The 24,674-nt window shown below is 68.2% G+C and carries 24 protein-coding genes and 1 riboswitch; of the genes, 10 read left to right on the top strand and 14 right to left on the bottom strand.

From position 1 onward, the window contains the following. Nucleotides 1-14 precede the first annotated feature (14 nt). The 4 genes from IEX43_RS15160 to IEX43_RS15145 all read right to left on the bottom strand — a co-directional run bounded on the left by IEX43_RS15160 (nt 15) and on the right by IEX43_RS15145 (nt 3,196). A complete protein-coding gene (locus IEX43_RS15160; RefSeq protein WP_188812278.1) occupies nt 15-1,061 on the bottom strand; it encodes a sulfate/molybdate ABC transporter ATP-binding protein in 1,047 nt (348 codons plus the stop codon). Then, the gene (locus tag IEX43_RS15155; protein ID WP_188812276.1) at nt 1,058-1,939 is read right to left on the bottom strand and encodes an ABC transporter permease; all 882 of its coding nucleotides are present in this window, start codon (nt 1,937-1,939) and stop codon (nt 1,058-1,060) included. The genes IEX43_RS15160 and IEX43_RS15155 overlap by 4 nt, the downstream gene beginning before the upstream one ends. Nucleotides 1,940-2,009: 70 nt before the next feature. Beyond that, the gene (modA, locus tag IEX43_RS15150) at nt 2,010-2,792 is read right to left on the bottom strand and encodes a molybdate ABC transporter substrate-binding protein (RefSeq protein ID WP_188812274.1); all 783 of its coding nucleotides are present in this window, start codon (nt 2,790-2,792) and stop codon (nt 2,010-2,012) included. Further along, entirely contained in the window at nt 2,789-3,196 is a 408-nt protein-coding gene (locus IEX43_RS15145) for a TOBE domain-containing protein (protein WP_104186457.1), read from the bottom strand. The genes modA and IEX43_RS15145 overlap by 4 nt, the downstream gene beginning before the upstream one ends. Before the next feature lie 254 nt (nt 3,197-3,450). On the opposite strand from IEX43_RS15145, the gene IEX43_RS15140 reads away from it, so the two are divergent. Both IEX43_RS15140 and IEX43_RS15135 read left to right on the top strand, forming a co-directional pair. Continuing rightward, a complete protein-coding gene (locus IEX43_RS15140) occupies nt 3,451-4,320 on the top strand; it encodes a DUF4031 domain-containing protein (RefSeq protein ID WP_188812272.1) in 870 nt (289 codons plus the stop codon). Further along, entirely contained in the window at nt 4,317-5,126 is an 810-nt protein-coding gene (locus tag IEX43_RS15135; RefSeq protein ID WP_188812270.1) for a 2-phosphosulfolactate phosphatase, read from the top strand. Before IEX43_RS15140 ends, IEX43_RS15135 begins: the two co-directional genes overlap by 4 nt. Nucleotides 5,127-5,203: 77 nt before the next feature. Here the strand turns inward: IEX43_RS15135 and IEX43_RS15130 are convergent, their stop codons facing one another. Together IEX43_RS15130 and IEX43_RS15125 are read right to left on the bottom strand one after the other, a co-directional pair. Continuing rightward, on the bottom strand, nt 5,204-5,605 hold the full coding sequence (locus IEX43_RS15130; protein ID WP_188812268.1) for a YccF domain-containing protein: 402 nt from the start codon (nt 5,603-5,605) through the stop codon (nt 5,204-5,206). Between the two features lie 117 nt (nt 5,606-5,722). Continuing rightward, nucleotides 5,723-6,334: a phosphoribosylanthranilate isomerase gene (locus IEX43_RS15125; RefSeq protein ID WP_188812266.1), complete on the bottom strand. Its 612-nt coding sequence runs from the start codon at nt 6,332-6,334 to the stop codon at nt 5,723-5,725. 120 nt (nt 6,335-6,454) lie between these two features. Between IEX43_RS15125 and IEX43_RS15120 the strand changes: the two genes are divergently transcribed. Continuing rightward, nucleotides 6,455-7,081 (top strand): HutD/Ves family protein, encoded by a 627-nt coding sequence (locus tag IEX43_RS15120; RefSeq protein ID WP_188812264.1) that lies wholly within the window; start codon nt 6,455-6,457, stop codon nt 7,079-7,081. On the opposite strand, the gene IEX43_RS15115 is transcribed toward IEX43_RS15120, so the two are convergent. The 6 genes from IEX43_RS15115 to IEX43_RS15090 are packed head-to-tail and all read right to left on the bottom strand — an operon-like array spanning nt 7,071 to nt 14,002. Next, a complete protein-coding gene (locus IEX43_RS15115) occupies nt 7,071-8,408 on the bottom strand; it encodes a Gfo/Idh/MocA family protein (RefSeq protein ID WP_229666486.1) in 1,338 nt (445 codons plus the stop codon). The genes IEX43_RS15120 and IEX43_RS15115 overlap by 11 nt on opposite strands. Before the next feature lie 3 nt (nt 8,409-8,411). After that, a complete protein-coding gene (ggh, locus tag IEX43_RS15110) occupies nt 8,412-9,767 on the bottom strand; it encodes a glucosylglycerate hydrolase (RefSeq protein ID WP_188812261.1) in 1,356 nt (451 codons plus the stop codon). Then, entirely contained in the window at nt 9,764-10,852 is a 1,089-nt protein-coding gene (locus tag IEX43_RS15105) for an ABC transporter ATP-binding protein (protein WP_188812259.1), read from the bottom strand. Before IEX43_RS15105 ends, ggh begins: the two co-directional genes overlap by 4 nt. Nucleotides 10,853-10,875: 23 nt before the next feature. Then, nucleotides 10,876-11,760 carry a carbohydrate ABC transporter permease gene (locus tag IEX43_RS15100; protein ID WP_188812257.1) on the bottom strand — a complete coding sequence of 295 codons (885 nt, stop codon included), beginning with the start codon at nt 11,758-11,760 and terminating at the stop codon, nt 10,876-10,878. Next, nucleotides 11,757-12,671 (bottom strand): carbohydrate ABC transporter permease, encoded by a 915-nt coding sequence (locus IEX43_RS15095; protein WP_202884285.1) that lies wholly within the window; start codon nt 12,669-12,671, stop codon nt 11,757-11,759. The genes IEX43_RS15100 and IEX43_RS15095 overlap by 4 nt, the downstream gene beginning before the upstream one ends. Beyond that, nucleotides 12,671-14,002, bottom strand: a complete 1,332-nt coding sequence (locus tag IEX43_RS15090) for an ABC transporter substrate-binding protein (RefSeq protein WP_188812255.1) — start codon at nt 14,000-14,002, stop codon at nt 12,671-12,673. Before IEX43_RS15090 ends, IEX43_RS15095 begins: the two co-directional genes overlap by 1 nt. A gap of 127 nt (nt 14,003-14,129) precedes the next feature. Between IEX43_RS15090 and IEX43_RS15085 the strand changes: the two genes are divergently transcribed. From IEX43_RS15085 to IEX43_RS15070, 4 genes are all read left to right on the top strand, one after another. Then, nucleotides 14,130-15,311: an ROK family transcriptional regulator gene (locus IEX43_RS15085; RefSeq protein WP_188812253.1), complete on the top strand. Its 1,182-nt coding sequence runs from the start codon at nt 14,130-14,132 to the stop codon at nt 15,309-15,311. A 108-nt stretch (nt 15,312-15,419) separates the two neighbouring features. After that, nucleotides 15,420-15,950: a ferritin gene (locus IEX43_RS15080; protein ID WP_188812251.1), complete on the top strand. Its 531-nt coding sequence runs from the start codon at nt 15,420-15,422 to the stop codon at nt 15,948-15,950. 146 nt (nt 15,951-16,096) lie between these two features. Beyond that, nucleotides 16,097-16,162, top strand: a riboswitch (guanidine-III (ykkC-III) riboswitch). A 9-nt stretch (nt 16,163-16,171) separates the two neighbouring features. Beyond that, a complete protein-coding gene (locus IEX43_RS15075) occupies nt 16,172-16,495 on the top strand; it encodes a DMT family transporter (protein ID WP_066279593.1) in 324 nt (107 codons plus the stop codon). Further along, nucleotides 16,495-16,833 (top strand): DMT family transporter, encoded by a 339-nt coding sequence (locus IEX43_RS15070; protein WP_188812249.1) that lies wholly within the window; start codon nt 16,495-16,497, stop codon nt 16,831-16,833. The genes IEX43_RS15075 and IEX43_RS15070 overlap by 1 nt, the downstream gene beginning before the upstream one ends. Here IEX43_RS15070 and IEX43_RS15065 read toward each other — a convergent pair. Continuing rightward, a complete protein-coding gene (locus IEX43_RS15065) occupies nt 16,808-17,860 on the bottom strand; it encodes a LacI family DNA-binding transcriptional regulator (RefSeq protein ID WP_188812247.1) in 1,053 nt (350 codons plus the stop codon). The genes IEX43_RS15070 and IEX43_RS15065 overlap by 26 nt on opposite strands. A gap of 194 nt (nt 17,861-18,054) precedes the next feature. Here IEX43_RS15065 and pulA point away from each other — a divergent pair, with 194 nt between their 5' ends. From pulA to IEX43_RS15050, 3 genes are all read left to right on the top strand, one after another. Continuing rightward, nucleotides 18,055-21,132 (top strand): pullulanase-type alpha-1,6-glucosidase, encoded by a 3,078-nt coding sequence (gene pulA / locus IEX43_RS15060; RefSeq protein WP_188812245.1) that lies wholly within the window; start codon nt 18,055-18,057, stop codon nt 21,130-21,132. A 168-nt stretch (nt 21,133-21,300) separates the two neighbouring features. Then, entirely contained in the window at nt 21,301-21,939 is a 639-nt protein-coding gene (locus IEX43_RS15055; RefSeq protein ID WP_188812243.1) for a nucleoside/nucleotide kinase family protein, read from the top strand. Nucleotides 21,940-22,008: 69 nt separating this feature from the next. Next, nucleotides 22,009-23,001: an aldo/keto reductase gene (locus IEX43_RS15050; protein ID WP_188812242.1), complete on the top strand. Its 993-nt coding sequence runs from the start codon at nt 22,009-22,011 to the stop codon at nt 22,999-23,001. A 90-nt stretch (nt 23,002-23,091) separates the two neighbouring features. Here the strand turns inward: IEX43_RS15050 and IEX43_RS15045 are convergent, their stop codons facing one another. Beyond that, entirely contained in the window at nt 23,092-24,672 is a 1,581-nt protein-coding gene (locus IEX43_RS15045; protein WP_188812240.1) for a GMC family oxidoreductase, read from the bottom strand. Nucleotides 24,673-24,674 lie beyond the last annotated feature (2 nt).

Below are 24,674 nucleotides of genomic sequence, written 5' to 3'. Positions count from 1 at the left end.
CGCAGCGGACGGTCCTACAGCGGGTAAACGGACACTGCTGCGGCTTTGACCACGAGGTGCACCGCCATCCCCGGCACCAGCCCCAGGTCCGTCAAAGCGGCTGGCGTGATGTCAGCCGCCAGCCCGCCGCCCCGCACGCGGACCTGGTCCCCATGCGGCTCCAGGTCAGTGACGGCCACCTCGAAGGAGTTCCGGGGACTGCCGTGCGCGTCGGTGAGGAATACAGAAACGGCCGACGGCGGGAACACGGCCACCGCGGGACGGCCGGCGGGGACGGGGTCCTCGCTGTGGCCGGCAATATGCCCGCGGGCGGCCAGGATGCCGTCACCGGCGGAGGTTCCCACCACAAAATTAAGTCCTGCCAGCCCGGCGGCGAAGGCGCTGCGCGGCTTGTGCAGGACCTGCCGGGTGGGGCCTTCCTCAGCAATCCGGCCGTTCTCCAGGATGACCACCCTGTCGGCGAGCATCAGGGCGTCCAGGACGTCATGGGTGATGATGATGGCCGGCCGGTCCGCGAGGACGCGCTTGAGCAGGCGCCGGAGCAGCGGGGCGGAATGGATGTCCAGGGCCGCCATCGGTTCGTCCAGGAGGAGGAGTCCTGGATCCGCGGCGAGAGCCCGGGCCACCGCCACTCGTTGCGCCTGCCCGCCGGACAGTTCGGCTGGACGGCGGCCCGCTAGGTTCCCGGCTTCAACATCGTCCAGCCACCGCACCGCCTGCTCCATTGCCTGGCGCCTCGGCGTCCCCGCGCTCCGCGGCCCGAATGCCACATTGTCAGCCGCGGTGAGATGCGGAAAGAGCAGCGGCTCCTGGGCCAGCAGCGCCGTCCCGCGGTGGTGGGGGGCGGCCCACCGCTTCTCCCCGTCCCCCAGGTGGAACAGAGTCCGGCCGTTCAGCTCGGCCCGCCCCCTGTCCGGCCGTACAAGCCCGGCGATGACGGAGAGCAGGGTGGACTTGCCGGCACCGTTGGGACCCATCACGGCCACCGTTTCCGTGGGGCCCAGCGACAGACCAACGTCGAAACCGCGCTCTGCCACTGCTGCCTGGAACGAGAACGTCACGTGAGGGCACCGCCTGGTGCGGCAGCCGTCGTCGGCCGCTCCCCCGACGCCTGCTTCCCGGCTTTCCCATCCGGGCCCCTGCCGCCGGGGCGCCGGTAGGCAAGGGCCACCACCGCGACGGCCACGGCCACCAGAACCAGGGAAAGCGCGACGGCGGCGTCCGGGTCAGTCTCGCGCTGCAGGTAGATTTCGAGCGGCAGTGTCCGGGTCACCCCCTGCAGGCTGCCCGCGAACGTGAGCGTGGCGCCGAACTCCCCGAGGCTACGGGCGAAGGAAAGGACCGCCCCGGATGCCAGCCCTGGCAGGACCAGCGGGAGCGTGACCCGCCGGAAGACAGTTCCGGGCGATGCCCCCAGCGTCGCCGCCACGGCCTCATAGCGCTGGCCGCCGGTCCGGAGGGCGCCTTCAAGGCTCACTACAAGGAATGGCAAGGCCACGAACGTCTGGGCCAGCACCACGGCAGCGGTGGAAAAGGCGATCTGGAGTCCCAGCACCTCAAGGGTGCTGCCCAACAGCCCTTGCCGCCCGAAGGTGTACAGGAGGGCGATGCCGCCCACCACGGGCGGCAGCACCAGGGGCAGCAGCACCAGAGAGCGGAGCAGCCCCAGCAGCGGAAACCTGCCCCGGGCCAGGACCACCGCGAGCGGCACGCCAAGAACAATGCAGAGGGCAGTACTGGCCGCCGCCGTGCGCAGGCTCAGGCCCAGCGCTGCGAGGGCCGGCGCGGACGTGACCAGCGGGATGAAGTTGGCCCAGTTGACCCGCGCCACCATCGCAGCGAGCGGGAGGACCACCACCAGGGCAGCCAGGACTGCCAGCGCATACAGCCAGCGGGGAACGCCGGTGTACGCCTGGCGGCCCGAGTGCCCGCCGGTCACTTGGCGCCCTTCACTTCACGCGCTGTCGCGTGGTGCCCGGTCGCATGGTGCCCGGTCACTCGCTTTCCGGTCACCTGCTGCCCGGTCCGAAGCCGGCCGCTGCCAGGATTTCCTGGCCTTCGGGGCCGGCCAGAAGGTCCAAAAACCTGCCCGCTGCGGCTTTATTGCTGCTGCCGGCCAGCACGGCTGCAGGGTACGGGTTCACTGCGGCTCCTGCCTCCGGGAACGGGATGCTCTCCACCCTGCCGCCGGCGGAACGGACGTCCGTGACATACACGAGTCCTGCATCCGCTTCACCGGAGATGACTTTGCCCAGGACGTCCGTCACGGAGTTTTCCTCGCTGACCGGGCTGAGCACGGTACCAGTACTGTCCTCCACACTGGCGGCGGCCGCCCCGCAGGGCACTTGCTCGGCGCAGGCCACAAGTTTGATACCGGCTTTTGCCAGGTCTGCGAAGGAGCGGATGCCTGCCGGGTTTCCTGGCGGGACTGCGATGGCCAGGGTGTTGGTGGCAAAGTCGCGCGGTTCGCCGTCCACCAGGCCGGCCTCCTGCACCTTTGCCATGGTGCCGGCATCCGCGGACGCGAACACGTCCGCGGGCGCTCCCTGGTTGAGCTGGGTGGCCAGGTCAGCTGATCCCGCGAAGCTGAAGGTGACAGTGGTGCCGGGGTTCTCCGCTTCGAAGCGTTCGGCAAGTTCGGTGAAGCTGCTTTTGAGGGATGCTGCCGCGAACACGGTCAGTGTGCTGCTGCCTGCCGCCGCGCCCCCTCCGGCGCAGCCCGGAAGCGCAGTGGCCAGGAGTACCGCCAGCAGGGCCGGCAGCACGGCGGCCAGCTTCCGGTTCCCCCTCACAGCGCCTTGCCCCGCGGCGTTTCGATGATGACCGTGGTGGCTTTGACCACTGCGGTGGCCACGGAACCCGGTTCCAGCCCCAGCTCCCGCACGGCCTCGCTGCTCATCAACGACACCACACGGAACGGCCCGCACTGCAGTTCCACCTGGGCCATGACCTTGTCTGCGGTGATGTTGGTGACCAGGCCCACGAAACGGTTGCGGGCTGAGCTGCCCGTGCGGTGGGGATCGTCCGGAAGCTGCGCGAGCTTCTGCGCATGCAAGGCCAGCTCCAGCCCGTCGACTGCCAGCCGGCCGGCGTCGTCCTTTACCGGAGTGAGGCTCCCGTTCTCCGTCCAGCGCCGGACGGTATCGTCACTGACGCCCAGGAACCGGGCCGCCTCAGCCACGCGGATAATCGTCATGCATTCAGTCTAATCCGCAGGTACGGATAAAAGTGCCGAATACTGCCGCATTACCGGAGGCATTTGGTGACCGGGCGCCACTCCGGTGGGCTGCCGGATGGTCAGTGTTCCCGCCCGGCGTGCCCTCCTGCCCGGTTGCCTGCCCGGACACGCCGGAGCTGACGGCGGGTCGGCGCGGAAACCGGCCGCCGCCACCACGTAACCGGGCGGGAGCGCACCCCCTCCGCGGGTTCCCGCCCAATTAGACTTCCCCCATGGCCATCTTCATCGACCCGCCGCTGTGGCCTGCGCACGGAACCCACTTCTCCCACCTCGTTTCGGATGAGTCGCTGGAGGAACTGCACCTGTTCGCAGCCGCGGCAGGCATCCCGGAACGGGCGTTCGACGGCGACCATTACGACGTCCCGGAGCGCCGCTTCGATGACCTGGTGGCTGCCGGTGCCCTTCCGGTCGAAGCCCGGATCCTGGTCCGCACGCTGATCGCCAGCGGCCTCCGCATCCCCGCCCGGCGGCGCAACAAGTCGCTGAAGGTGCCGCTGCTGAACCGCTGGAACGCCGTGATGCCCGGCCACGATGCCCTCTTCCTGGACCTCCTGGACCGCTGGAGCGAGCCGCACCGCCGGTACCACGGCTGCACCCACCTGCTGTCCGTCCTCGAATCCCTCGACCTGCTCACCGATCCTGCCGACCCGCCACGCACGGTCCTGCTGGCGGCCTGGTTCCACGACGCCGTCTACCGCGGGGTGGCCGGCCAGGACGAGGAGGAGTCCGCCCGCCTCGCCGAAGAGCGGCTGCAGGCAGCAGGTCTTCCGGAAGCGGAGGCGTACGAGGTGGGGCGGCTGGTCCGGCTGACTTCGGACCACCGCCCGGAACAAGGGGACGACGACGGCGCGCTCCTCTGCGACGCCGACCTCTCCGTCCTCGGCGGGGAACCTGGGGAGTACGCACGGTACGTTGCGGCCGTCCGCCAGGATTACGCGCACATTGGCGACGCCGACTTCGCCGCCGGGCGCACCGCCGTCGTGCGCCGCCTGCTGGAACTGGACCCGCTGTTCCACAGCGGCAGGGCACGGGAGCTGTGGCTGGACTCCGCGCACCGCAATTTGAAAGGCGAATTGGCGTGAACGCATCCACCTCCAACCCCCACCACACCGTGACAGCAAGCGCGGCGCACCGGCAGCTGCCCTCCGCCGTCCGGATGGAGTGGGGGCTCGACGGCGCCAGGACAGTAGCGTCCGGCGCGGACCTTGCCGTGGTGGTGGACGTCCTGTCCTTCAGCACGTGCGTCAGCGTTGCCCTGGACCGGGGCGCGGAGGTTTTTCCTTTTCCCTGGAAGGACACCAGTGCCGAGGACTTCGCCGCACACCACGGCGCGCAGCTGGCCGGTCCCCGCGACGGGGGCGGTCTCAGCCTCTCCCCCGCAAGCTTCCGGGCCGCGGAATCACTAGAGCGGGTGGTCCTGCCGTCACCCAACGGCTCCGCGCTCTGCCACGAACTGGCCCGCGAAGTCCCCCTGGTGGCCTCCGTCAGCCTCCGCAACGCTGCGGCCACCGCCGAGTGGGTGGCCGCCAACCTCCCCGCGGATGCCGTCATCGCAGTGATTGCCGCCGGGGAGCGCTGGCCCGGCGGCGGCCTCCGCCCAGCCGTGGAGGACCAGATCGGCGCGGGCGCGTTCATCGCCGGCCTGGTGGCCGCGGGCAAGGGCGGGTACGAACCAGAAGACGGCCGGCACGGCTACTCGCCGGAGGCGGTGGCAGCCATGGCCGCCTTTGAAGCCGCGGAGCCGCGCCTCCGCGAGATGCTCCACGGCTGTTCCAGCGGCCGCGAACTGGCCGGCGGCGGCTACGGGGCGGACGTCGATATCGCCGCCGAACTGGACTGCAGCGACGCCGTGGCCCTCCTGGTCAGCGGGGTCTTCAGTCCCCGCTGACCGGTACTGTCAGCGGGCTGGCCTCTACAGGGAGGCTGGTGCCCCGGCCGGCAGGCGAAATGGCTGGCCGCTCCCGCCTAACGGTAGGTGGAGACGAACGGCTGGCTGGTGGGTACGATCTGCTTGCCCAGCGGCATCAGGGACACCGGAATGAGCTTCAGGTTGGCGATGGCCAGCGGGATGCCGATGATGGTGACTGCCATGGCGAAAGCGGTGACCACGTGCCCGATCGCGATCCAGGCGCCTGCCACCAGGAGCCAGATCACGTTGCCCAGCAGCGGGAAGACGCCGGTGCCGCCGGGCTTGTCCACCACGGTGCGGCCGAAGGGCCAGAGGGTGTAGGCGGCGATCCGGAACGAGGCGATGCCCCACGGGATGGTGATGACCAGCAGGCAGCAGATGACACCGGCCGCGAAATATCCGAGCGCGAGCCAGAACCCGCCAAAAACCAGCCAGATGATGTTGAGCAGTGTCTTCATTCATCCATTGTGCCCCGGGGCCGCCGGCAAACAGCTCAGGGGCTTCCCTGAGCTGCCCCTGAACCGGATCCCGCCGTGCCGCCCACATTGCTGTGCCGCCTGAACTGCGGTGCCCGCCTAGACCGTGGACTCGGCTTTCGCCGCGTGCACGAAGGCGCGGACCTTGGCCAGGTCCTTGACGCCGCGGGATGCCTCAACACCGGAGGATACGTCCACTCCCCAGGCGCGGGCGGCAGCTGATGCTTTCCCAACGTTCTCCGGGTCCAGGCCGCCGGCCAGCAGCCAGTTGCGTCCCTGCAGAGCAGGGAGGCCGGCCACCGAACCGTAGTCCCAGGCCTCGCCCGAACCGGGGACGGCGGCGTCGATCAGGAGCAGGTCCTCGCCCCAGTCCTCCAGCTCCTCGGGCGTGGCACTCAAGGTGACAGCCCTGACCAGCTTCATCCCGGCGTCGTGCACGGTGGCAACGTCCCCGCGGGTGCGCGTGCCGTGCAACTGGAGCCATTCCAGCCCGGCGGCGCGGGCAATGGCCACGGCGTCAACAACGGGCTCGTCGCGGAACACGCCGATAGGCAAAACCCGTTCCGGGACCTCCGCCAGCAGGGCCGATGCCTGCGAGGGCGAGACCACACGGGGGCTGGCGGTGAGGACGAAACCCACCGCGTCCGCTCCGGCGTCCACCGCTTCGCGAACAGATTCCGGCGTGCTGAGACCACACACTTTGACGAACATTCCCGGCTCCTTCAGGCTGTTTTCGTGTTGTCCCCCCGGAGGAGAGTAGCAGGGAAGGATGGGAGCTGCCGACACCTGCCGCCTGCACCCCGCCCTGGGTCGGGCAACTAGGCTGAACAGATGGAGATCATCCGCTTTGCCGACCTTAAACCCGAACCGTGGCGCAACGGCGGCGGGGTAACGCGCCAGATCGCGGGCCACACCGGCGCCGCCTCCGGACACGACGGCGGGTGGGACTGGCGGGTCAGCATCGCCGAGGTGGGCAAAGCCGGGGACTTCTCGCCGTTTCCCGGGATGGAGCGGGTGCTCACCGTGGTTGAGGGCGAACTCCTGCTGCTCACCGTGGATGGTGCTGAACATCCCCTCGAAAAGTACCGCCCGTTCCGGTTCCCTGGCGGGGCCGACACCACCTGCGCCCTCCCCACGGGGGACGTCCGCAACCTTAACGTCATCACCCGGGCGGGGAAGTACAAGGGCTTTACATCCATCATCGAGCTCTCGAAGAAACGGGCCCACCCCCTTTTCGCCAGCCAGTTCGGCGTCCTGCTGCAGGGCCAGGCCACTGTCTCTGCCCCTGCTGCCCCTGCAGCGGCCGCTGCCGCAGCAGGGTCCGCTGCCGGGCCCGGGGCGCCTGGGCCGGTGGCCCTGGACCGCTACGACGCCGTGGTGGGTTCGGACAGCGGTTCCCCGGAGGTCCTGGGCCGCGGCTTCCTGGCTGTGGTGTCCATCGATGAGGTTACTGGCTGAGGCTGAACCGCCCGACGTCCACTACGGCATTGTTCCGGCGCGCTTCCTCGGCGGCGAAGACGGCGGCGTGGCTGACCAGGGACTCGTCCAGTCCGGACACCACCCCCGACCAGTCCCCGCCGGCGAGCGCGGCAACCCAGGCGGAGATGAGGCCGCGGTCGCCGCCCTCGTGCTTTTCGCCCCGGACCTGTGGCACGGCAGCGGGCACGGGGTGGGCAGTTGTTGTTCCGGTCAGGAAGTCGTAGACGGAGATGGCTCCGGCTTCGATGGTGATCTCGCCGTGGCTGCCGAAGATGCGGGTCCGCCGGGGGCCCGCGGCGGTGAAGGCCGTGGCGGTGAACGCGGCGGTTGTGCCGTCCTCGTATTCGATGTTCACCACCTGGTGGTCCACGACGTCATTGTCCGAGAAATAGACACAGCGGCCGTAGGGTCCCGTGGCCAGGGCGTGCAGCAGTGATTCGGGGGTGCCACCAGGATCCACGACGTCGGCGAAGTACGCCCGTGCCGGGTCCGGCCTGCCGCCGTTCGGTGGCCGCCCGGCGCCGTAGATCTTCAGCGCGGAGTAGGGGCAGCGTGGTTCAGCCGGGCAGTCGGTGCAGCGCCGGGTTGCGCCTTCCGGTGCCCCCTCGGGACGGAAGTGGGCCAGCTGCCCGAAGGAGGATACCCGCAGGGGCCTGCTGCCGATGATGAAGGAGAGCCAGTCGACGTCGTGCGTGCACTTGGCGAGTAGGAACGGACTTGAGTTTTCCTCGCGGCGCCAGTTCCCGCGGACGTAGGAATGCGCGAAGTGCCAGAAGCCGACAGGTTCCAGGTGCTGGACGGAAATGATCCGGCCCACCGCCCCGCCGGCCAGGATCTGCTTGAGCAGGACCGTCAGCGGGGTGTATCTAAGCACATGGCAAACCGTTGCCCTGGTGCCGGTTTCACGGCTGATGCGGCCAAGGTCCGCACAGCCGGAGGGGTCGACGGCGACGGGCTTCTCCAGGAGGATCGGGTAGCCGTGGGCTGCGGCTGCTGCGAAGGGAGCTGCGTGTTCACGGTCCGGCGTGGCGATGATGATTCCGTCGGCCGGCAGCCGGGATTCCAGCATTGCCTGCCAGTTATTGAACACCCCGCCGTCCGGTATCCCGAGCTCGTTTGCGAGCCGGCCGCGCAGCTCAGCGCGCGGCTCGGCAAGGCCCACCACGGTGGCCCGGCCGGTGGCAGCGGCGAGCCGGGCATAGGCGGCGCCCCTGGCTCCGGCGCCGGCGATGAGGAGGCGCACCGGGCGCGTGTGCCGGCGCGCGCCGTCGTCGTTTGCGGGGAGGCCCGGCGGCAGGGCACCCACGGATCAGCCGTTCCCGGGATCGGCAAGCCATTCCAGCGCCACGGCCGCTGTCCATGACTGGTCCATGCTGCCCAGCGGTTCACCGGTGAAGGGCTCGTAGTACTCACCGAAATGGCCTTCCATCAGTTGGGCGAGGGAAGCCTCGCGCAGCTGTCGGTAGCGCTTGCCGTCGCCCCGCCTGCGCAGGCAGTGGGCCAGGTACCAGTTCATCACCGGCCACACCGGCCCCCGCCAGTACTGGCGCGGCTTCAGCCCCTCATACGTGGTGGACGTGGAGGCGGGCAGCGGGAAGGCCAGCCGCGGATCACCGGTCCAGTCCGGCCCCTCGAAAATCTCCAGCTGCCTGTCCAGGAGTGCCTGGTCCGCGGTGGAAACCAGGGGTGCGAAACCGGCGATGGTGGGCGGCCCGATCCATTCGCCCGTCAGCACGTCCCTGTCCCGCGCAAGTCCCGTCTCCGCATCCACGGTCGCGTCGACGCCGTCGCGGAATTCCGTGGCCCACTGCCGCAGCTGGGGCGCTTCCTCCGGCAGTCCGAACTGTTCGGCCAGCACGGCGAGGTCCTCGCTGGCCGCGGCAAAGATCGCAGACATAAAGACATCCTTGACCTGGAAGGACATCACCCCGGGCAGCCGGGCGTCGTCGAATCCCACGTCGGCCATCTGCTGCACCAGCCACAGGTAGCGGCTGTACTCCTCGTCGCTGGGACGCTGGCTGTGGTCCGTGACCTTGAGTGTGTCCGTGCGGACAAACGGCTCCATGTCGCCGGGCTGGACCCTGGAGTACGGACCGTCGAAGCGCGGCGAGTTGTCCATCCCGGACTCCCAGCCGTGGTAGATGGTGAGCAGGCCCGAGCCGTCCCCGCCGCGGGCGCTCCGCAGCCAGGCATGCCAGTCGATCCAGTGCGGCAGAGTCCGCCGGGTGAATTGCTCCGCAAGCCTGGCATCCTCGCCACCGGCCGCCGTCGCCCGTTCCACGATGCGGCGCAGCATGGTGGCATGCACCGGCGGCTGGCAGATGCCGCTGGACTGCACGCCCTCCGGCGACACGCCGCGGGTCCCCCACCGGTCCACGTCGGGGAAGTAGCCCGGGACGTCGGAGAACACGATGTGCGGGATCATCCCGCTTTTCCACTGTGCGGCCACCAGGTAGTCCAGCTCCTGGAGTGCGCGGTCCACGCTCACGGTGGAGAGGCCGGTGGCCACGAAGGCGGCATCCCAGCTCCACATGTGCGGGTAGAGGTTCGGCGCCGCCGTGACCATGGTGCCGATGTCGTTCGCTGCCAGGACGTCCCTCGCCCGGCTCCCCAGCTCCTCAAGGGTGCGGATTGGAAAGGTTTCCCCGTCCGGCGCCGGGCTCATGCCGTGAGTCCAAGCTGGGTTTCCGTGTCGAAGAACCGGATGGCGGCCTGGTCGAAGCGCAGCCCCACCTTTTCTCCCGAGGAGACCCGCACAGTGGAGGCCACCTGCACTTTGATGGTCTGCCCGCCCAGGTCCACGGTCAGCAGCGTGGCGTGGCCCAGCGGTTCCACCACTTCCACGGTAGCGTCCAGGGTCCCCGGCGTGCCGCGGTCCTCGAGGTAGATGTTCTCCGCCCGGATTCCGACCATCACGGGGAGGCCGCCGGACCGGGCTGCGGAGCGGGCCAGGAATTCGGGGGCCTCGGTGCTTTGCCCGGCGACTTCCAGGGCGCCCTGCTGGGTGACGCGGCCCTCCAGGAAGTTCATGGGCGGTGAGCCGATGAACCCTCCCACGAACCGGTCAGCGGGCTCCTCATAGACCGTGATGGGGTGCCCCAACTGGGCGATCTGCCCCTTCTTCATCACGGCGACCCGGTCCGAGAGGCTCATGGCCTCCACCTGGTCGTGAGTCACGTAGAGGGTGGTGGAGCCCAGCTGCTGGACGATCTTCTTCAGCTCCGCCCGGAAGTCGAGGCGCAGGAGCGCGTCGAGATTGGACAGCGGCTCGTCCATGAGCAGCACGTCGGCGTCCATAACGATGGCGCGTGCGACGGCGACGCGCTGCCGCTGCCCGCCCGACAGCTGGGCGGGGTACCGGTCAAGGTAGGGGGTCAGCTGGAGGAGGTCCGCCGCCCACGCGACCTTCTTTTCCAGTTCTTCCCGGGGAACCTTCTTCATGACCAGGCCGAACGCGATGTTGGTGCGGACTTTCCGGTGCGGGAAGACGGCGTAGGACTGGAACACCATGGACAGGTTCCGGTCCTGCGGCGGAAGGTAGGTCACGTCCCTGCCGCCAATGGAGATGCTTCCCTCGTCCGGGAAGTCCAGTCCCGCCACCATGCGCAGCAGGGTGGTCTTTCCGCAGCCCGAAGGCCCCAGGAGCACCATGAACTCGCCCTCGGCAACATCAAGGGAAACGTTGTTGGTGGCCAGCTCGGTGCTGCCCGGGTAGGTCTTTTTGAGACCCTTGATCGAGATGTCAGCCATGGAACAGCCTCTCTGGAACGCACTCAGCGGATGGTGGAGCCCCACATGTTGGTGAGGTAGCGGCGCATGAAGAAGATGAAGATCAATGCCGGGATCACCAGCAGGAAGCCGCCGGCGAACCGGTAGGCCAGTGGTGACTCGGCGAGGGAACTGAGGACCTGGGCCGGAAGGGTGCGCTGGTTCAGGGTGAGGATCGATGCTCCCAGCACCTCGTTCCAGGACATCACGAAGGTGAAGATCGAGGCCGCCGCGATGCCCGGGATGGCCATGGGCATGACCACCTTGAGGAAGGCCTGCACCGGACTGCAGCCGAAGATGCGGGCGGCTTCCTCGACGTCCCGCGGCACGCCCAGGAACACCGAGGAGGTGATCAGGATGGTGGTGGGCAGTGCCAGCGCGGTGTGGAGCAGGACGACGGCGAGGACGCTGTCATACAGCCCGGTCTGGAGGAAGAGCTGGGCCAGCGGCACGGACAGGACCACGATGGGCAGGGCACGGGTGAAGAGCAGGAAGAGCTGGTATGGGTCCCTGCCCGGGAAGGCGAAACGCGCCACCGCGTAACCGGCCGGGACGCCGATGATCAGGGACAGCACAAGGGTGAAAATGCCCACTTGGACGGAGTTAATGAGCCCGCCAAGGATGCCCGTGGACTGCAGGAACGTCTCCATCGTCTCAAGGGAGAAGTTGTTGGGGATAAAGCTCAGGGGGAACTCCTGCAGGGCTGCCCTGCTGGAGGTGGCGGACAGGGCGATCAGGTAGATCGGCAGCGCCATGAAGAGGGTGATGAGGATGCAGCCCACCTGGAGCAGTATCCGGTTCCGGCGGCGCTTTGCCAGCGGCCTGCGGTCGACCTCCGGCGCCGGGTGGTCTGCCGCCGCCGTTGTTTTGTTGGTGGTGGCGTGGCTCATCGCGGGGCCTCCGACTGGTCTTTCAGGAGCTTGAGGTATCCAACGGCGGTGACCATGGACACTGCCATGACCACCAGGGCAAGCGCCGACGCCACGTTGGCGTCCTGGAGGCCCGTGTACCAGCGGTAGGTCTCGCCGACCACCAGCGGGAAGTTCTGTCCCGTGAGGGCCAGCGCCACCGCGAAGGTCTGGAACGCGAGGATGGTCCGGAGGATCAGGGCGGTCTGGAGGCTGGGACGGAGCAGCGGCAGGGTCACGTGCCACAGCCGGTCCCAGAAGCCGGCCCCGAAGACGCCGGCCGCCTCCTCATAGTCCTTCGGGATGGACTGCAGCCCGGCAACCACAATCACGAAAACGAGCGAGGTTGCCCGCCAGACTTCCGCGATCAGCACAGCCATGAACATGGAGGCGTAGTTGTCGTAGGCGAGCCAGGAAAACGGTTCAAGGCCCACGGAGGCCAGCACGGAGTTGAGGTACCCCCGGTCCGTGAACACCGTCAGCCACACCAGGCCGGCGGCAAGGTCGCTGACCGCCAGGGGGATGGCCCAGATATAGAAGTACACCGAGGATCCGCGCGGTTTGGCCCGGATCAGCAGGGCCATGGCCAGCGCCAGGACGAACTGGATCGGAATCATCACCACGATCAGCAGCAGGGTGTTGCCCACGGAAGCCCAGAAGTAGGGGTCCTGCGCCATCCGGGTGAAGTTCGCCGTCGTCAGTCCTTCCGGGCCGCCGAACGCCTGGAGGATGCCGCTGACCATCGGCCACCCGAACAGCAGGGTCATAAAAACGATGGACGGGGCAATCAGCAGCATTGCCGCCGAAGTCCCGCTCCTCCGCGGCGGCCGGCCGCGCGGCCTGGCGGGCCGGGGCCGGGGCCTTGCGGCAGCGGGTGCGTCCGGGGAAGCCATCACGCAACCCTGCACTGGTCAGAGTCGGGATCCGGGGCCCAGCAGGGAACATTCAGCGTGTCCATGATGCTGGCCAGCTCCGCCCCCTGGCGGTCCAGCGTCGCCCTGACGTCTGCGTTGTTCAGGCAGATCTCCTGGAAGCAGTTCTTGAACAGCTGCGAGACCTGCGGGTCCTTGTCGCCCAGGCCCACGGGCGGGAGCGCGAGGATGGCGTCCGGGGCTTCCTGTTGCGCCTTGACGGCCTTGGCCTCCAGGGCGATGCCGCCCGGGAGGTCGCTTCCGATATCCGCCTCCACCACCGGGAAGAAGGCGTTGGACTTCAGCGTCTCGATTTGCGCCTCCGGCTTTGACAGCGCCTTGATCAGCTCGAAGGCCTTGTCCTTTTCCGGCGAACCCTGGGGCACGGCCATGCCGCCGACGACCAGCAGGTAGCCCTTGCCCTTCGGGCCGGACGGGGCGGGCACCATCAGCCAGTCGTCAGGCTTGTCCTGGACCGCGTTGATGAGGCGGGCCACATGGTCCCACGCCACCAGGACTTCCCCGTTGCCCAGCGGTTCCTGCATGAAGTCGTAATTCGCGGAGGCCGGGTTCATGTTGGCCCACAGGTCACGCATGTAGGTCCAGGCGGTGACGGCGTCGGCATTGCGGAACGTGGTGATCTGCCCGCCCGTGAAGCTGGGGAGCAGGAAGCCCTGGTAGAAGCGGTGGTGGAGGCCCTTCGGCCCGGCCGGAATGCCGAACACCGGACGCCCGCCGTTCGCCGCCTTGGCTGCCTGGGCCCACGCCAGGAAGTTCTCGTAGGTGAGGTTGTTGACGTCGGCGCCCGAGGGCAGCCAGTCCAGCGCCTTCTTGTTGACCGCCACCACATAGGTCGCCTGGATCCAAGGGATGTACCGGGGAGAATCCGTTCCGAGCTTCGCCAGCTCCAGCAGGTCGTCGGAGTAGCCGGCAGACGAAAGGTCGTTGGTCAGGGAGCTGAGGTCCTCGAACTGGGACGCGAAGGGGATGAGGTCGCTGTGCAGGCCCGCTGCGATGCCTATTTCAACCTTTCCGGCGGCGAGCTGGGACTTCAGGGTGGTGTTGAAGATGCCGGTGTCCACAGGGTTGTAGGCCACCTGGATGTCGCCGGCGAACTTCTTCAGCGTGGCTTCATATCTCTGCCGCTCCTCCACGGGGGAGAACTGGGTGGAAAGGAAGTTGACGGAGCCTTCCCCTCCGCTCCCGCTGGTGTTCACGCCGCAGGCTGCCAGCAGGGGGCCGGTGGCCAGGGCCATCAACCCTCCCTTGAGCAAGGTCCGCCGGCTGAGGTCACGGTGGGCAAGATCCGACATTGGAACCTCCTGCTGCAAGGGCAGATAGTATTTTTGTCTGATGATCGATCATAATTGTGTGATCTAGACCACGTCAATGACCAGACCGCGGCGCGGGCCGGCCACACATGCAAAGGAAGCGGGCAGGATGACCCAACAGAGGACGCTCGTCGGGGGCTCAGGCCAACCTCCCGTGGGGCCCGCCACCAGCGCCGGCCACGTCCTCCAGCTCCTGCGCTCAAGCCCGGCCGGATACAGCCGGGCTGACCTGCTGGATATCACGGGCATGGCCCGGTCCACCCTTTATGAGCGGCTGGACGCTCTTTTCGCTGCGAGCCTGGTCTATGAATCCATGCCCCTGCGCTCCCAGCGAGGCAGGCCGCCCCGGGCCATCCGCTTCGATGACCGCAACAAGCTGGTCCTGGCGATAGAGATCGGGCACACCCACGCCAGCATCCACCTCCTGTCCCTGGGCCGGGACATCGTGGCCTCCGCCCGGCTGCCCATCAAGATCAGCCAGCCCCAGGAAGGCGTGGCCGGCACTGTCATCGAGGAGTCCCTGCGGCTCCTCGACGGGCGGCAGCCGGTGGGAGCAGGGGTGGGGCTGCCGGCCCCGGTGGACCCCCTCCACAGGCTGGGCCTGGAACGCACCGTCCTGGCCCACTGGGACCTGCAGCGCCTGCAGGACGTCATGGAGGCGAGGCTCGAATGCCCGGTCCTGCTGGAAAATGACGCCCGCTCGATGGCGGTCGGCGAGGTCCGGGAGCCGCTCGAGTCCCTCGTGGCAGTGAAGGTCAGCACCGGCGTCGGCTCCGGCATCATTGTGCGGGGCGCCCTGGTCCGCGGCGCCCACGGTGCCGCCGGGGACATCGGGCACGTGCGGATTCCCGAGGCCGCGGGCCTCCGCTGCCGCTGCGGCAGGGACGGATGCCTCGCGGCAGCGGCGTCAGGACGCGCGCTCCTCGCGGAACCGGAACTTGCCCGCTACGGCACCTTGCGCCAGCTCGTTGACGCTTGCGGCAGCGATCCAGCAGTGCGCTCCGCCGTCACGGACGCCGGGCGGGTGCTGGGACGCGCGCTGGCGGCGACGGTGGGGACGCTGAATCCCGGCCGGATCGCCGTGGGCGGACTGGTGGGCGTGCTTCCGGATTTCCTGGGAGCCTGCCGGCAGCAGATCCTCGACGACGCTTTTGAACCATCCCTGGTGGACCTTGAGGTTGTCTCCGCGGACAGCCGGACGGCCACGGCCGTTGGACTGTGCAAACTCGTGGAAGAGAGCCTCTACGCGCCGGAGCGTGTCGAACAGCTCCTGGCGCAGCGGGCCGGCTGAGCCACTTCGCTGGATGGTGCGGGGCACGCGGAACAGGGCAGCCTTGCCTTGCAGAAGCAGAGCCTTTCCACACTGGTGGCTCCCCCGGGCCGTCCCTAGACTCGGGCTATGACCACTTCATCGTTCAATGCGCTCCTGTCCACCCAGATCGGCAACGAGTTCACCGCGTCGCAGCAGTACATAGCCGTGGCCACCTGGTTCGCCAACCAGGACCTCCCCCAGCTGGCGCGCTACTTCTACCGCCAGTCCGTGGAGGAACGGAACCACGCCATGATGATGGTGCAGTACATGCTTGACCGGGACATCCCCTTCACCATTCCCGGCGTTCCGGCCGTCCGCAACGACTTCGCTTCCGTTACCGAGCCGCTGGCCCTGGCGCTGCAGCAGGAGAAGGAAGTCACCCGCAACATCGAGGACCTGTTCCGGGCTGCCCGGGGCGAAAACGATGCCCTGGGCGAGCAGTTCATGCTGTGGTTCCTGAAGGAGCAGGTGGAGGAAGTGGCGTCCATGACCACCCTGGTGAACATCGCAGAGCGCGCTGACAACCTGTTCGACATCGAGAACTTCATTGCCCGCGAAACCATCGGCGACGGCGGCCGCGACTCCTCCGCCCCCGAGGCTGCCGGCGGGGCGCTCTAACCCCCGCCGGGCCCAACTGGGTAGCGCTAAGTGTCGTTTTGGAGGGTCATAACGACACTTAGCGCTACCTAGTTGGGGTGAGCAGGCAGTTGGTGAGGTTAGGCACCAAACGAGCCCGACGCCGTCGCGCGTTGCTATTCTGGAAATCAAGGCTCCGCACCTGAGCCTCCGGACGACGGTTCAGTACCCGGAACGCGACAAGACTGGCCAAAGGATCTGCCATGTCGTGGTTAATACTTCTTCTCTCCGGTGCGCTCGAGGCCGTCTGGGCCGCATCCCTGCACCGCGCCTTCCAGGCTTCCGGACGGAAGCGACTCGCCCCGGCCGCACTCTTCCTGGTGTCCGTCGCAGCGAGCACGGGCGGCCTTGCCATCGCAATGCAATCCATCCCCACCGGCACCGCCTACGCGGTCTGGGTTGGGGTGGGCGTGGTGCTGACCTCCGCCTACGCCATGGTCACCAAGGTGGAACGCCCGACGGCGGCGCGCCTCCTCCTGCTGTCCGGCATCGCTGTGTGCGTGGTTGGCCTGAAGGTGGTGGCGTAATGCTGCGGCGTTCACTCCCCTGGCTGGTGCTGCTGGCCTCGGCCGTCCTCGAAGCCGTGTGGGCCACCGCGCTGGGACTGTCCGACGGCTTCAGCAGGCCCGGCCCAACCCTTGTTTTCGCGGTGACAGCCACCCTCAGCATGCTGGGCCTCGGCTGGGCCATCCGCACCATCCCGCTGGGCAGTGCCTACGCCGTGTGGGTGGGCCTGGGCGCCGCGCTGACTGTGGGCTGGGCGATGGCCACCGGTGTGGAGCCGTTCAGCGTGCTGAAGGTTGTGTTCATTGCCGGGATCGTTGGCTGCGCCGCCGGCCTCAAGGCGCTGCCAAAGGACCCGTAGAGGCCCTCAGCACGAGATCGGACCCCAGGACCACCGGCGAGTGCGAGGACTGCTCACCGGCCATGTCCGCCGCGAGCGCATGCACCGCAGCATGCGCGATCGCGGCGGCAGGCTGGCGGAGCGTCGTCAATGGCGGGTCGGTGAGGGCCATCAGCGTGGAATCGTCAAAGCCCACGATGGAGACGTCCTCAGGCACCCGCAGCCCCCTGGCCCGTGCCGCGCGGATGGCACCCAGCGCCATGACGTCGGATGCGCACACGATCGCCGTGTGGCCCGAATCCAGGAGTTCGTTGGCCGCGCTCTGGCCACCTTCCACCGTGTACATGCTCGTGGCGGTGTGGGGTGCGGAATCGTCAACGCCCAGGTAGTCCGCAAGCGCAGAGCGGAAGCCTGCCAGTTTTTGCCGGCTGGGAATGAAGCGGTGCGGGCCGATTGCCAGCCCCACCTTCCGGTGCCCCAGGCTGGCCAGGTGCTGGACCGCCGTCCTGATCGCGGCGGCGTCGTCATTGGACACCGAGGCCGCCCCAAGCTCGGGGCGGGGGCCGTTGACCAGGACGTACGGGATGCCCCGGCCGCGCAGCCGGTGGTAGCGCTCCAGGCTGGCCTGGCCGTCCGCGTGGGCGCTGCAGATGAAGATGATGCCGGCTGCGCCCTGGGCCACGAGCATCTCGATGTACTCGTCCTCTGAACGGCCGCCGCCGGGCAGTGCACAGATGACGGGGATGAAGTCCTCTTGGGAGAGGAGCGAGACCACCGCCTGGGCGATGGCCGGGAAGATCGGGTTGGTGAGGTCCGGGACGATGATCCCTACCTGCCCCCTGGCTGCGCTGCGGGTGCGGTCGGGCCGCTCGTAGCCCAGATCGTCCATGGCGGCGAGGACTGCCTGGCGCACCTCCCTGGAAACGCCCTTTCGCCCGTTGACCACGCGGGAAACGGTGGCAATGCTGACGCCGACCTTCCGCGCAAGGTCTTCCAGTTTTGGCCGTTCGGCCGCGGCGGGTTCCGCCCCGCTCCCGGTCATGCTCATGGTGCTCCTTCGCCGGAACAGCATTCCGGAAGTCTCGTGCTTCCCAGTGTACGGAAGCCGGGACGCATCCAATATGAAAACAAGGCGTGAAATTTTCAGCAAACCGTTGACGTGCAGTCAGGACGAAACCTAGGCTCGTGGGACACCCCGCTCCCCACTGTTGCCGTTCGGGGCGTTTCCAAGGAAGGTCTTCCATGTCCCACAAGTCCATCGCAGCCGGCAACCCGACTGCGCTCAACAGAAAACTGGCAGCCGCCTTGGCGGCGGCCTGCGCCACTCCCCTGGCACTGGGCGGCCTCGCCCTCCCGGCCTCCGCGGACCACACCGCCGTGCCCCAGGCCGTGGCCCTCGTCGGCTCCCTGCAGTCCGAGGTCGGCTGCCCCGGAGACTGGCAGCCCGACTGCGCGGCCAGCAGGCTGCAGCCGGTGGAAGGCTCCGCGACGCTCTACCGCGCCACGTTCGATATCCCCGCGGGAACGTACGGAATGAAGTTGGCCCTGAACAACTCCTGGGATGAAAACTACGGCGCAGGTGGAGCAGCCGGCGGGGGTGACCTGGTGCTCAATGCCCCCGGCGGGCCGGTGACCTTCACCTACGACCATGCCAGCCACACCCTCACGGACGACGTCCCCGATGCCCTCGGCGCCGAGGCGGGAGCGCACTGGCTGTCGGCGGACACCATCGCCTGGGAGGCGCCCGCAGCGGAAGGAACCACCTACCGTCTTTACAGCGCGCCCGACGGCGGCCTGGCAGTGGCGGACGGACGGGTCACCGGCGGCAGCTACGTACCGCTCGAGAAGACGAACCAGACCTTGGATGCGGGGCTGGCTGCCAAGTACCCCCACCTGGCCGGGTTCGCCTCCCTGCGGCTGGCGGCAGGTGACGCAGCGCGGGCCAAAGACCTATTGAAGGGCCAGCTGCTCGTTGCCGCAGTCGGTGCGGACGGCCGGGTCACCGCCGCCACCGGCGTGCAGGTCCCCGGGGTTTTGGACAGCCTCTACCAGGGCGCGGCGGGGCGGGAACTCGGACTTGCCTGGAAGGGCAACCGGCCGGAGCTGTCCCTGTGGGCGCCCACAGCGCGCAGCGTCACCGTCCACACCTACGCTTCCGGCTCCGGTGGGGATCCCGTCTCCAGCCGCCCCATGGAACCGGCGCAGGACGGCGTCTGGTCCCTGACCGGTGAGAAAGACTGGAAGGGCGCCTACTACCTGTACGAGGTGGAAGTCTTTGTCCCGGAAACCGGCCAGGTTGATCGGAACCTGGTCACCGACCCCTACAGCGTGGGCCTTTCCGCCAACTCCGGGCGCAGCCTGTTCGTGGACCTGGAGGACAAGGCGCTGGCCCCTGAGGGCTGGAAGAAGCTGCAGAAGCCCGCCCTCACCAAACCCGAGGACCTCTCCCTCTACGAACTCCACGTCCGCGATTTCTCCATCACCGATGAGACCGTCCCGGATGCCCATCGCGGCACTTATAAAGCCTTCACGGACACCAACAGCAACGGCATGCAGCGCCTCCGGGAGCTGACGGCCGCCGGGATGAACGCGGTCCACCTGCTGCCGGTCAATGACATCGGCACCATCGAGGAACGGCGCAGCGAGCAGCTGGAACCGGCCTGCGACCTTGCTGCCCTGCCGGCGGATTCGGAGGAGCAGCAGGCCTGCGTCGCGGAGACTGCTGCCAAGGACGGCTTCAACTGGGGCTACGATCCCCTGCACTACACAACCCCGGAGGGCTCCTACGCCACCGATCCGGACGGCGCCACCAGGACCACCGAATTCCGCGAGATGGTGGCCGCCCTGAACACCGCCGGTGCGCGGGTGATCCAGGATGTTGTCTACAACCACACCTCGAGTGCCGGCCAGTCCGGGAGCAACAACCTGGACCGCATTGTTCCGGGCTACTACCACCGCCTCAACCCCGGCACCGGGTCCCTTGAGACGTCCACCTGCTGCGCCAACACGGCCACCGAGAACACCATGATGGGCAAGCTCATGATCGACTCCCTGGTGACCCTGGCCAGGACCTACAAACTGGACGGCTTCCGTTTTGACCTCATGGGCCATCACTCGAAGCAGAACATGCTGGACGTCCGGGCGGCCCTGGACAGGCTGACCCTGGCCAAGGACGGTGTGGACGGCAAGGCCATCACCCTGTACGGCGAGGGCTGGAACTTCGGCGAGGTGGCCAACAACGCCCGGTTCGTCCAGGCCACCCAGGAGAACATGGCCGGCACCGGCATCGGCACCTTCAACGACCGCCTGCGCGATGCCGTGCGCGGCGGCGGCCCCTTCGATCCCGACCCCCGGGTGCAGGGCTTCGGATCCGGCCTGTACACGGACCCCAATGATTCGCCGGCCAACGGCACCCCGGAGCAGCAGAAGGCAGCACTCCTGCTGGCCCAGGACCTGGTGAAGGTGGGCCTGACAGGCAACCTGAAGGACTACTCCTTTGTTGACCGCACCGGCGCCACCGTCACCGGGGCGGACGTGCCGTACAACGGTGCGCCGGCGGGTTACACCAGCGATCCGCAGGAGGCCGTCACCTATGTGGAGGCCCATGACAACGAGACGCTCTTTGATGCCCTTGCGCTGAAGCTGCCGCAGGACACCCCCATGGCTGAACGGACGCGGATGCAGACCCTGGCCCTGAGCACCACCGCGTTTGGCCAGGGCATCTCCTTCTGGCACGCGGGCGGCGAGGCGCTGCGCAGCAAGTCCCTGGACCGCAACAGCTACGATTCGGGCGACTGGTTCAACATCATGGACTACACGGACGGCACCAATGGCTTCGGCCGCGGGCTGCCGCCCAAGGCGGACAACGAGGACAAGTACGGCTACATGCGCCCGCTGCTGGCGGACCCTTCGCTGAAGCCGGCTCCCGGTGAGATTGCTGAAGCGCGCGGCCGGGCTGCCGAGCTCCTGCAGATCCGCAAGAGCACACCGCTGTTCCACCTGGGCGAGGCCGGCCTGGTCCAGCAGAAGGTGTCCTTCCCCGACGGCGGTCCCGGACAGGCTCCGGGCGTGGTGGTCATGCACATCGACGATTCCGTAGGCCCGGACGTGGACAAGGACCTGCGCGGGCTGGTGGTGGTGTTCAACGCCGCCGACGACGCCGTCAGCCAGACGGTTGCCGCGACGGCAGGGGCGGCCTACGTCCTGCACCCGGTCCAGTCCGGCGGCATCGATCCCCTTGTCAAGACGGCCAGCCACGATCCTGCGACCGGCACCTTCACCGTTCCGGGCCGCACCGTGGCGGTGTTCCAGCTCGGCTAGGCGCACGCCCCTGGCCCAGCCCACCTGAATCTCCACCGCTGAGTCTCCCCACCTTTAAGGCAGGACGACGGCGTGCCCCGGCGAAACGCCGTCGGCCGCGCCATCCGCCCCGCGAAAGGTGGGGAGACTCAGCGGCTTGTGCCTGGGCGCGCAGTCTAGGCTTTTGCCATGGACTTCCCTGAGATCGCCGCAGCCGTCGCCGGACTGCGCGGCGCCGTGCGCGGCGCTCCGGGCGGCGGGCGGCGGATGCTGCTGGGCATCACGGGTGCGCCGGGCGCCGGCAAGTCCACGTTCGCTGCCTGGCTGCAGCAGCAGTTCGGGCCCGGGCAGGCTGTGGTGGTACCCATGGACGGCTTCCACCTGGGCAACGCCGTCATTGAGGGCACGCCGCTGCGGCAGCGCAAGGGTGCCATCGACACGTTCGACGCCGGCGGGTACCTGTCGCTGTTGCGCCGGCTGGTGCGGCGGGATGAGGCAGTGGTCTACGCGCCGGAGTTCCGCCGCACCCTCGATGAACCGGTGGCGGCGTCCATCGCCATCCCCGCGGAAGTTTCCCTGGTGATCACGGAAGGCAACTACCTGTTGTTCGAGCAGGAACCCTGGAAGGACATCCGGGCGCAGCTGGACGAGGTCTGGTTTGTTGATGTCCCCCCGGCGCTGCGGCTGAAACGGCTGGTGGAACGGCACATCTCGTTCGGGATGGAGCGGGCCGCGGCGGAAGCCTGGGCAGCCGGCCCGGACGAGGCCAACGCCATGCTGATCGAGGCCACCCGCCCGGCGGCCAGCAGGATTATTCCCTGGCACTAAGGAGTTGCCACTACCAACGGCATCTCGAAACAGCGCCGGTCATGGCATGGCGAAGAAACAGGAGAACTGATGGCACATGTGGTAACCCTCGGAGACGGACTCAACGTCAGCCCGCTCGGCTTCGGCGGCATGGCCCTGACGCCCGTGTACGGGGAGGTGGACCAGGAAGACGCGCTCCGCACGCTGCACCACGCCGTCGACTCCGGCGTCACCTTCATCGACACTGCAGACATCTACGGCGGGGGCAGCAACGAGGAACTGATCGCGCAGCTGCTGAAGGAGCGGCGGGACGAGGTCCAGCTGGCCACCAAGTTCGGGCTGGTGGGCACGCCGGCGGACGGCTACACGGACATCCGCGGCGACGCCGACTACATCCGCCAGGCCGTGGACCGCAGCCTGCGCCGGCTGGGCACAGACGTGATCGACCTCTACTACATGCACCGCCGCGACCTCCGCGTTCCCATGGCGGAAACCGTGGGAGCCATGGCGGAGCTGGTGCAGCAGGGCAAGGTCCGGCACCTGGGGCTGTCCGAGGTGACGGCCCGGGAGCTGGAGGAAGCCAGCGCCGTGCACCCCATTGCGGCGGTCCAGAGCGAATGGTCCATCTGGAGCCGCGACGTGGAACGCAACGTTGTTCCTGCCGCTGCCGCCCTGGGAACCGGTTTTGTGCCGTACTCTCCGTTGGGCCGGGGATTCCTCACCGGCACCGTCGACGCCTCCAGCCTGGGGGACAACGACTTCCGGCGCCGGATCCCCCGGTTCGCCCCGGATGCCGCCGGCGCCAACCAGGCGGTGGTGGACACGGTGCAGGCCGTGGCGGACAGCCTGGGCGCGACGCCCGCGCAGGTTGCCCTCGCCTGGCTGCTCGCGCAGGGCAGGACGCTGGGGCTGCCGGTCGTCCCCATCCCCGGCACCCGCAAAGCCCACCGGATAGACGAGAACCTCGGCGCGCTGGACCTGGAACTGGCCCCGGCGCACCTGGACGCGCTCGGCGAAGCGTCGGACGCCGTCGTCGGTTCCCGCTCAGCCGACCCCACGTGGGTCTCGGAGGGCCGCGAATAGGGCGTTGAGAGACGCCGAAGGGCGCGAATAAAGCATCACACGACGCCGAAGGGCGGCCCCGCAGGGGACCGCCCTTCGGCACGCGTCAGGTCAGGAGGCGGAACGTGCTTTCCGGACCAGCTCGGCACAGCGTTCGCCGATCATCATGGTGGTGATGTTGGGGTTCACGGTGGTCAGTTCCGGCATGACGGAGGCGTCAGCCACCCTCAGCCCGGTGACGCCCTTGACGCGCAGTTCGGGATCCAGCGGCGACATCCCGTCGTCGGCCGCGCCCATCCGGACCGTCCCGGCCGGGTGGTACACGGTGTTGTGGGTCTTCCGGATGTAGTCGGTGATCTCCTCATCGCTCTGGATCTCCGGGCCGGGGTACAGCTCGGTTCCCACCCAGTCGGCCAGCGCCGGCTGCGCGGCAATCTCACGTGCCTTGCGGATCCCGGCGATCATCACGCGCATGTCGTGGCCGTCCGGGTCGGTGAAGTATCGGGGGTCCACCCTGGGCTTGTCCCGGAAGTCCTTGCTGCGCAGTTTCACGGTTCCGCGGCTGCGGGCATGCGTGACGTTGGGCGTGAGGCAGAAACCGTTCTCCGTTGTGGGGAAACCCTGCCGCAGCGTGTGCATGTCGAACGGCACCGAGCCGTAGTGGAACATCAGGTCGGGCCGGTCCAGGCCTTCCTCGGTGGTGGTGAAAATGCCTGCCTCCCACCACTGCGTGGACGTCTCCGTCATGGGCTGCCTGGCCTCCCACTGGATCACGCCTTCGGGGTGGTCCTGCAGGTGCTCGCCGACGCCCGGTGAGTCCACACGGACGGGGATGCCGAATTCCTCCAGCTGGGCGGCCGGGCCGATGCCCGAAAGCATCAGCAGCTTGGGGGAATCGATGGCTCCGGTGGAAACGATCACCTCGGCCCGCGCGGTGAGCTCATGCGTCCTGGCAAAGGCATTGTCCACCACGGCAACGCCGGTGCAGCGGTTGGCGGCGTCGAAGGTGAGTTCCTTGGCCCGCAGCCCGGTCATGAGCGTGAAGTTTGCGCGGTCCATGATCGGGTGGATGTAGGACACCGAACTGGAGGACCGGGTCCCGTCCGCGCGGCGGTTGATCTGGAAGAACCCGGCGCCGTTGATCACCGTTTCCCCGGTGTTGAACTGCGCCTTCGGGATGCCGGACTGTTCGCAGGCTTCCAGCATGGCCCGGCCGGCGGGATCCGACGCCGGGACGTTCATCAGGTGCACCGGGCCGCTGTCGCCGTGGTGCGGTGCGTCGGGGCCGGCGTCCTCGTTGGTTTCCAGCTGCTTGAACAGCCGGAAGGCCAGGTCCGAGTTCCAGCCGGTGGCGCCGAACTTCTGCTCCCACTCGTCAATGTCCTCGCGGGGCGCCCAGAAGGCGATGCAGGAGTTGTGGCTGGAACAGCCGCCCATGACCTTGGCCCGGGCATGCCGCATGAAGGAGTTGCCGTTTTCCTGCTCCTCGATGGGGTAGTCCCAGTCGTAGCCGGACTCCAGCAGCTCCATCCAGCGGTCCAGTTGCAGGATCTCGGGAAGGTTCCGGTCATCGGGCCCGGCTTCCACCAGGGCAACCTCCACGGCCGGGTCCTCGCTCAGGCGCGATGCCACGGCGGCCCCGGCGGAGCCGCCGCCGATCACGATGTAGTCGAATTCCGTCTTTGCTGCCATGT

This window comes from Pseudarthrobacter polychromogenes, from assembly GCF_014644495.1.
In the GTDB taxonomy this organism is placed as follows: Bacteria; Actinomycetota; Actinomycetes; order Actinomycetales; family Micrococcaceae; genus Arthrobacter; species Arthrobacter polychromogenes.
This window is presented reverse-complemented; position numbering and strand designations above follow the sequence as displayed.

Bases quoted from the DNA above. Each gene is read 5' to 3' on its own strand.
- IEX43_RS15145 (WP_104186457.1), bottom strand. From the start codon at position 3,196: ATGACGATTATCCGCGTGGCTGAGGCGGCCCGGTTCCTGGGCGTCAGT.
- IEX43_RS15140 (WP_188812272.1), top strand. From the start codon at position 3,451: ATGGCCATCTTCATCGACCCGCCGCTGTGGCCTGCGCACGGAACCCAC.
- IEX43_RS15130 (WP_188812268.1), bottom strand. From the start codon at position 5,605: ATGAAGACACTGCTCAACATCATCTGGCTGGTTTTTGGCGGGTTCTGG.
- IEX43_RS15125 (WP_188812266.1), bottom strand. From the start codon at position 6,334: ATGTTCGTCAAAGTGTGTGGTCTCAGCACGCCGGAATCTGTTCGCGAA.
- IEX43_RS15120 (WP_188812264.1), top strand. From the start codon at position 6,455: ATGGAGATCATCCGCTTTGCCGACCTTAAACCCGAACCGTGGCGCAAC.
- ggh (WP_188812261.1), bottom strand. From the start codon at position 9,767: ATGAGCCCGGCGCCGGACGGGGAAACCTTTCCAATCCGCACCCTTGAG.
- IEX43_RS15105 (WP_188812259.1), bottom strand. From the start codon at position 10,852: ATGGCTGACATCTCGATCAAGGGTCTCAAAAAGACCTACCCGGGCAGC.
- IEX43_RS15100 (WP_188812257.1), bottom strand. From the start codon at position 11,760: ATGAGCCACGCCACCACCAACAAAACAACGGCGGCGGCAGACCACCCG.
- IEX43_RS15095 (WP_202884285.1), bottom strand. From the start codon at position 12,671: ATGGCTTCCCCGGACGCACCCGCTGCCGCAAGGCCCCGGCCCCGGCCC.
- IEX43_RS15090 (WP_188812255.1), bottom strand. From the start codon at position 14,002: ATGTCGGATCTTGCCCACCGTGACCTCAGCCGGCGGACCTTGCTCAAG.
- IEX43_RS15085 (WP_188812253.1), top strand. From the start codon at position 14,130: ATGACCCAACAGAGGACGCTCGTCGGGGGCTCAGGCCAACCTCCCGTG.
- IEX43_RS15080 (WP_188812251.1), top strand. From the start codon at position 15,420: ATGACCACTTCATCGTTCAATGCGCTCCTGTCCACCCAGATCGGCAAC.
- IEX43_RS15075 (WP_066279593.1), top strand. From the start codon at position 16,172: ATGTCGTGGTTAATACTTCTTCTCTCCGGTGCGCTCGAGGCCGTCTGG.
- IEX43_RS15070 (WP_188812249.1), top strand. From the start codon at position 16,495: ATGCTGCGGCGTTCACTCCCCTGGCTGGTGCTGCTGGCCTCGGCCGTC.
- IEX43_RS15065 (WP_188812247.1), bottom strand. From the start codon at position 17,860: ATGAGCATGACCGGGAGCGGGGCGGAACCCGCCGCGGCCGAACGGCCA.
- pulA (WP_188812245.1), top strand. From the start codon at position 18,055: ATGTCCCACAAGTCCATCGCAGCCGGCAACCCGACTGCGCTCAACAGA.
- IEX43_RS15055 (WP_188812243.1), top strand. From the start codon at position 21,301: ATGGACTTCCCTGAGATCGCCGCAGCCGTCGCCGGACTGCGCGGCGCC.
- IEX43_RS15050 (WP_188812242.1), top strand. From the start codon at position 22,009: ATGGCACATGTGGTAACCCTCGGAGACGGACTCAACGTCAGCCCGCTC.
- IEX43_RS15045 (WP_188812240.1), bottom strand. From the start codon at position 24,672: ATGGCAGCAAAGACGGAATTCGACTACATCGTGATCGGCGGCGGCTCC.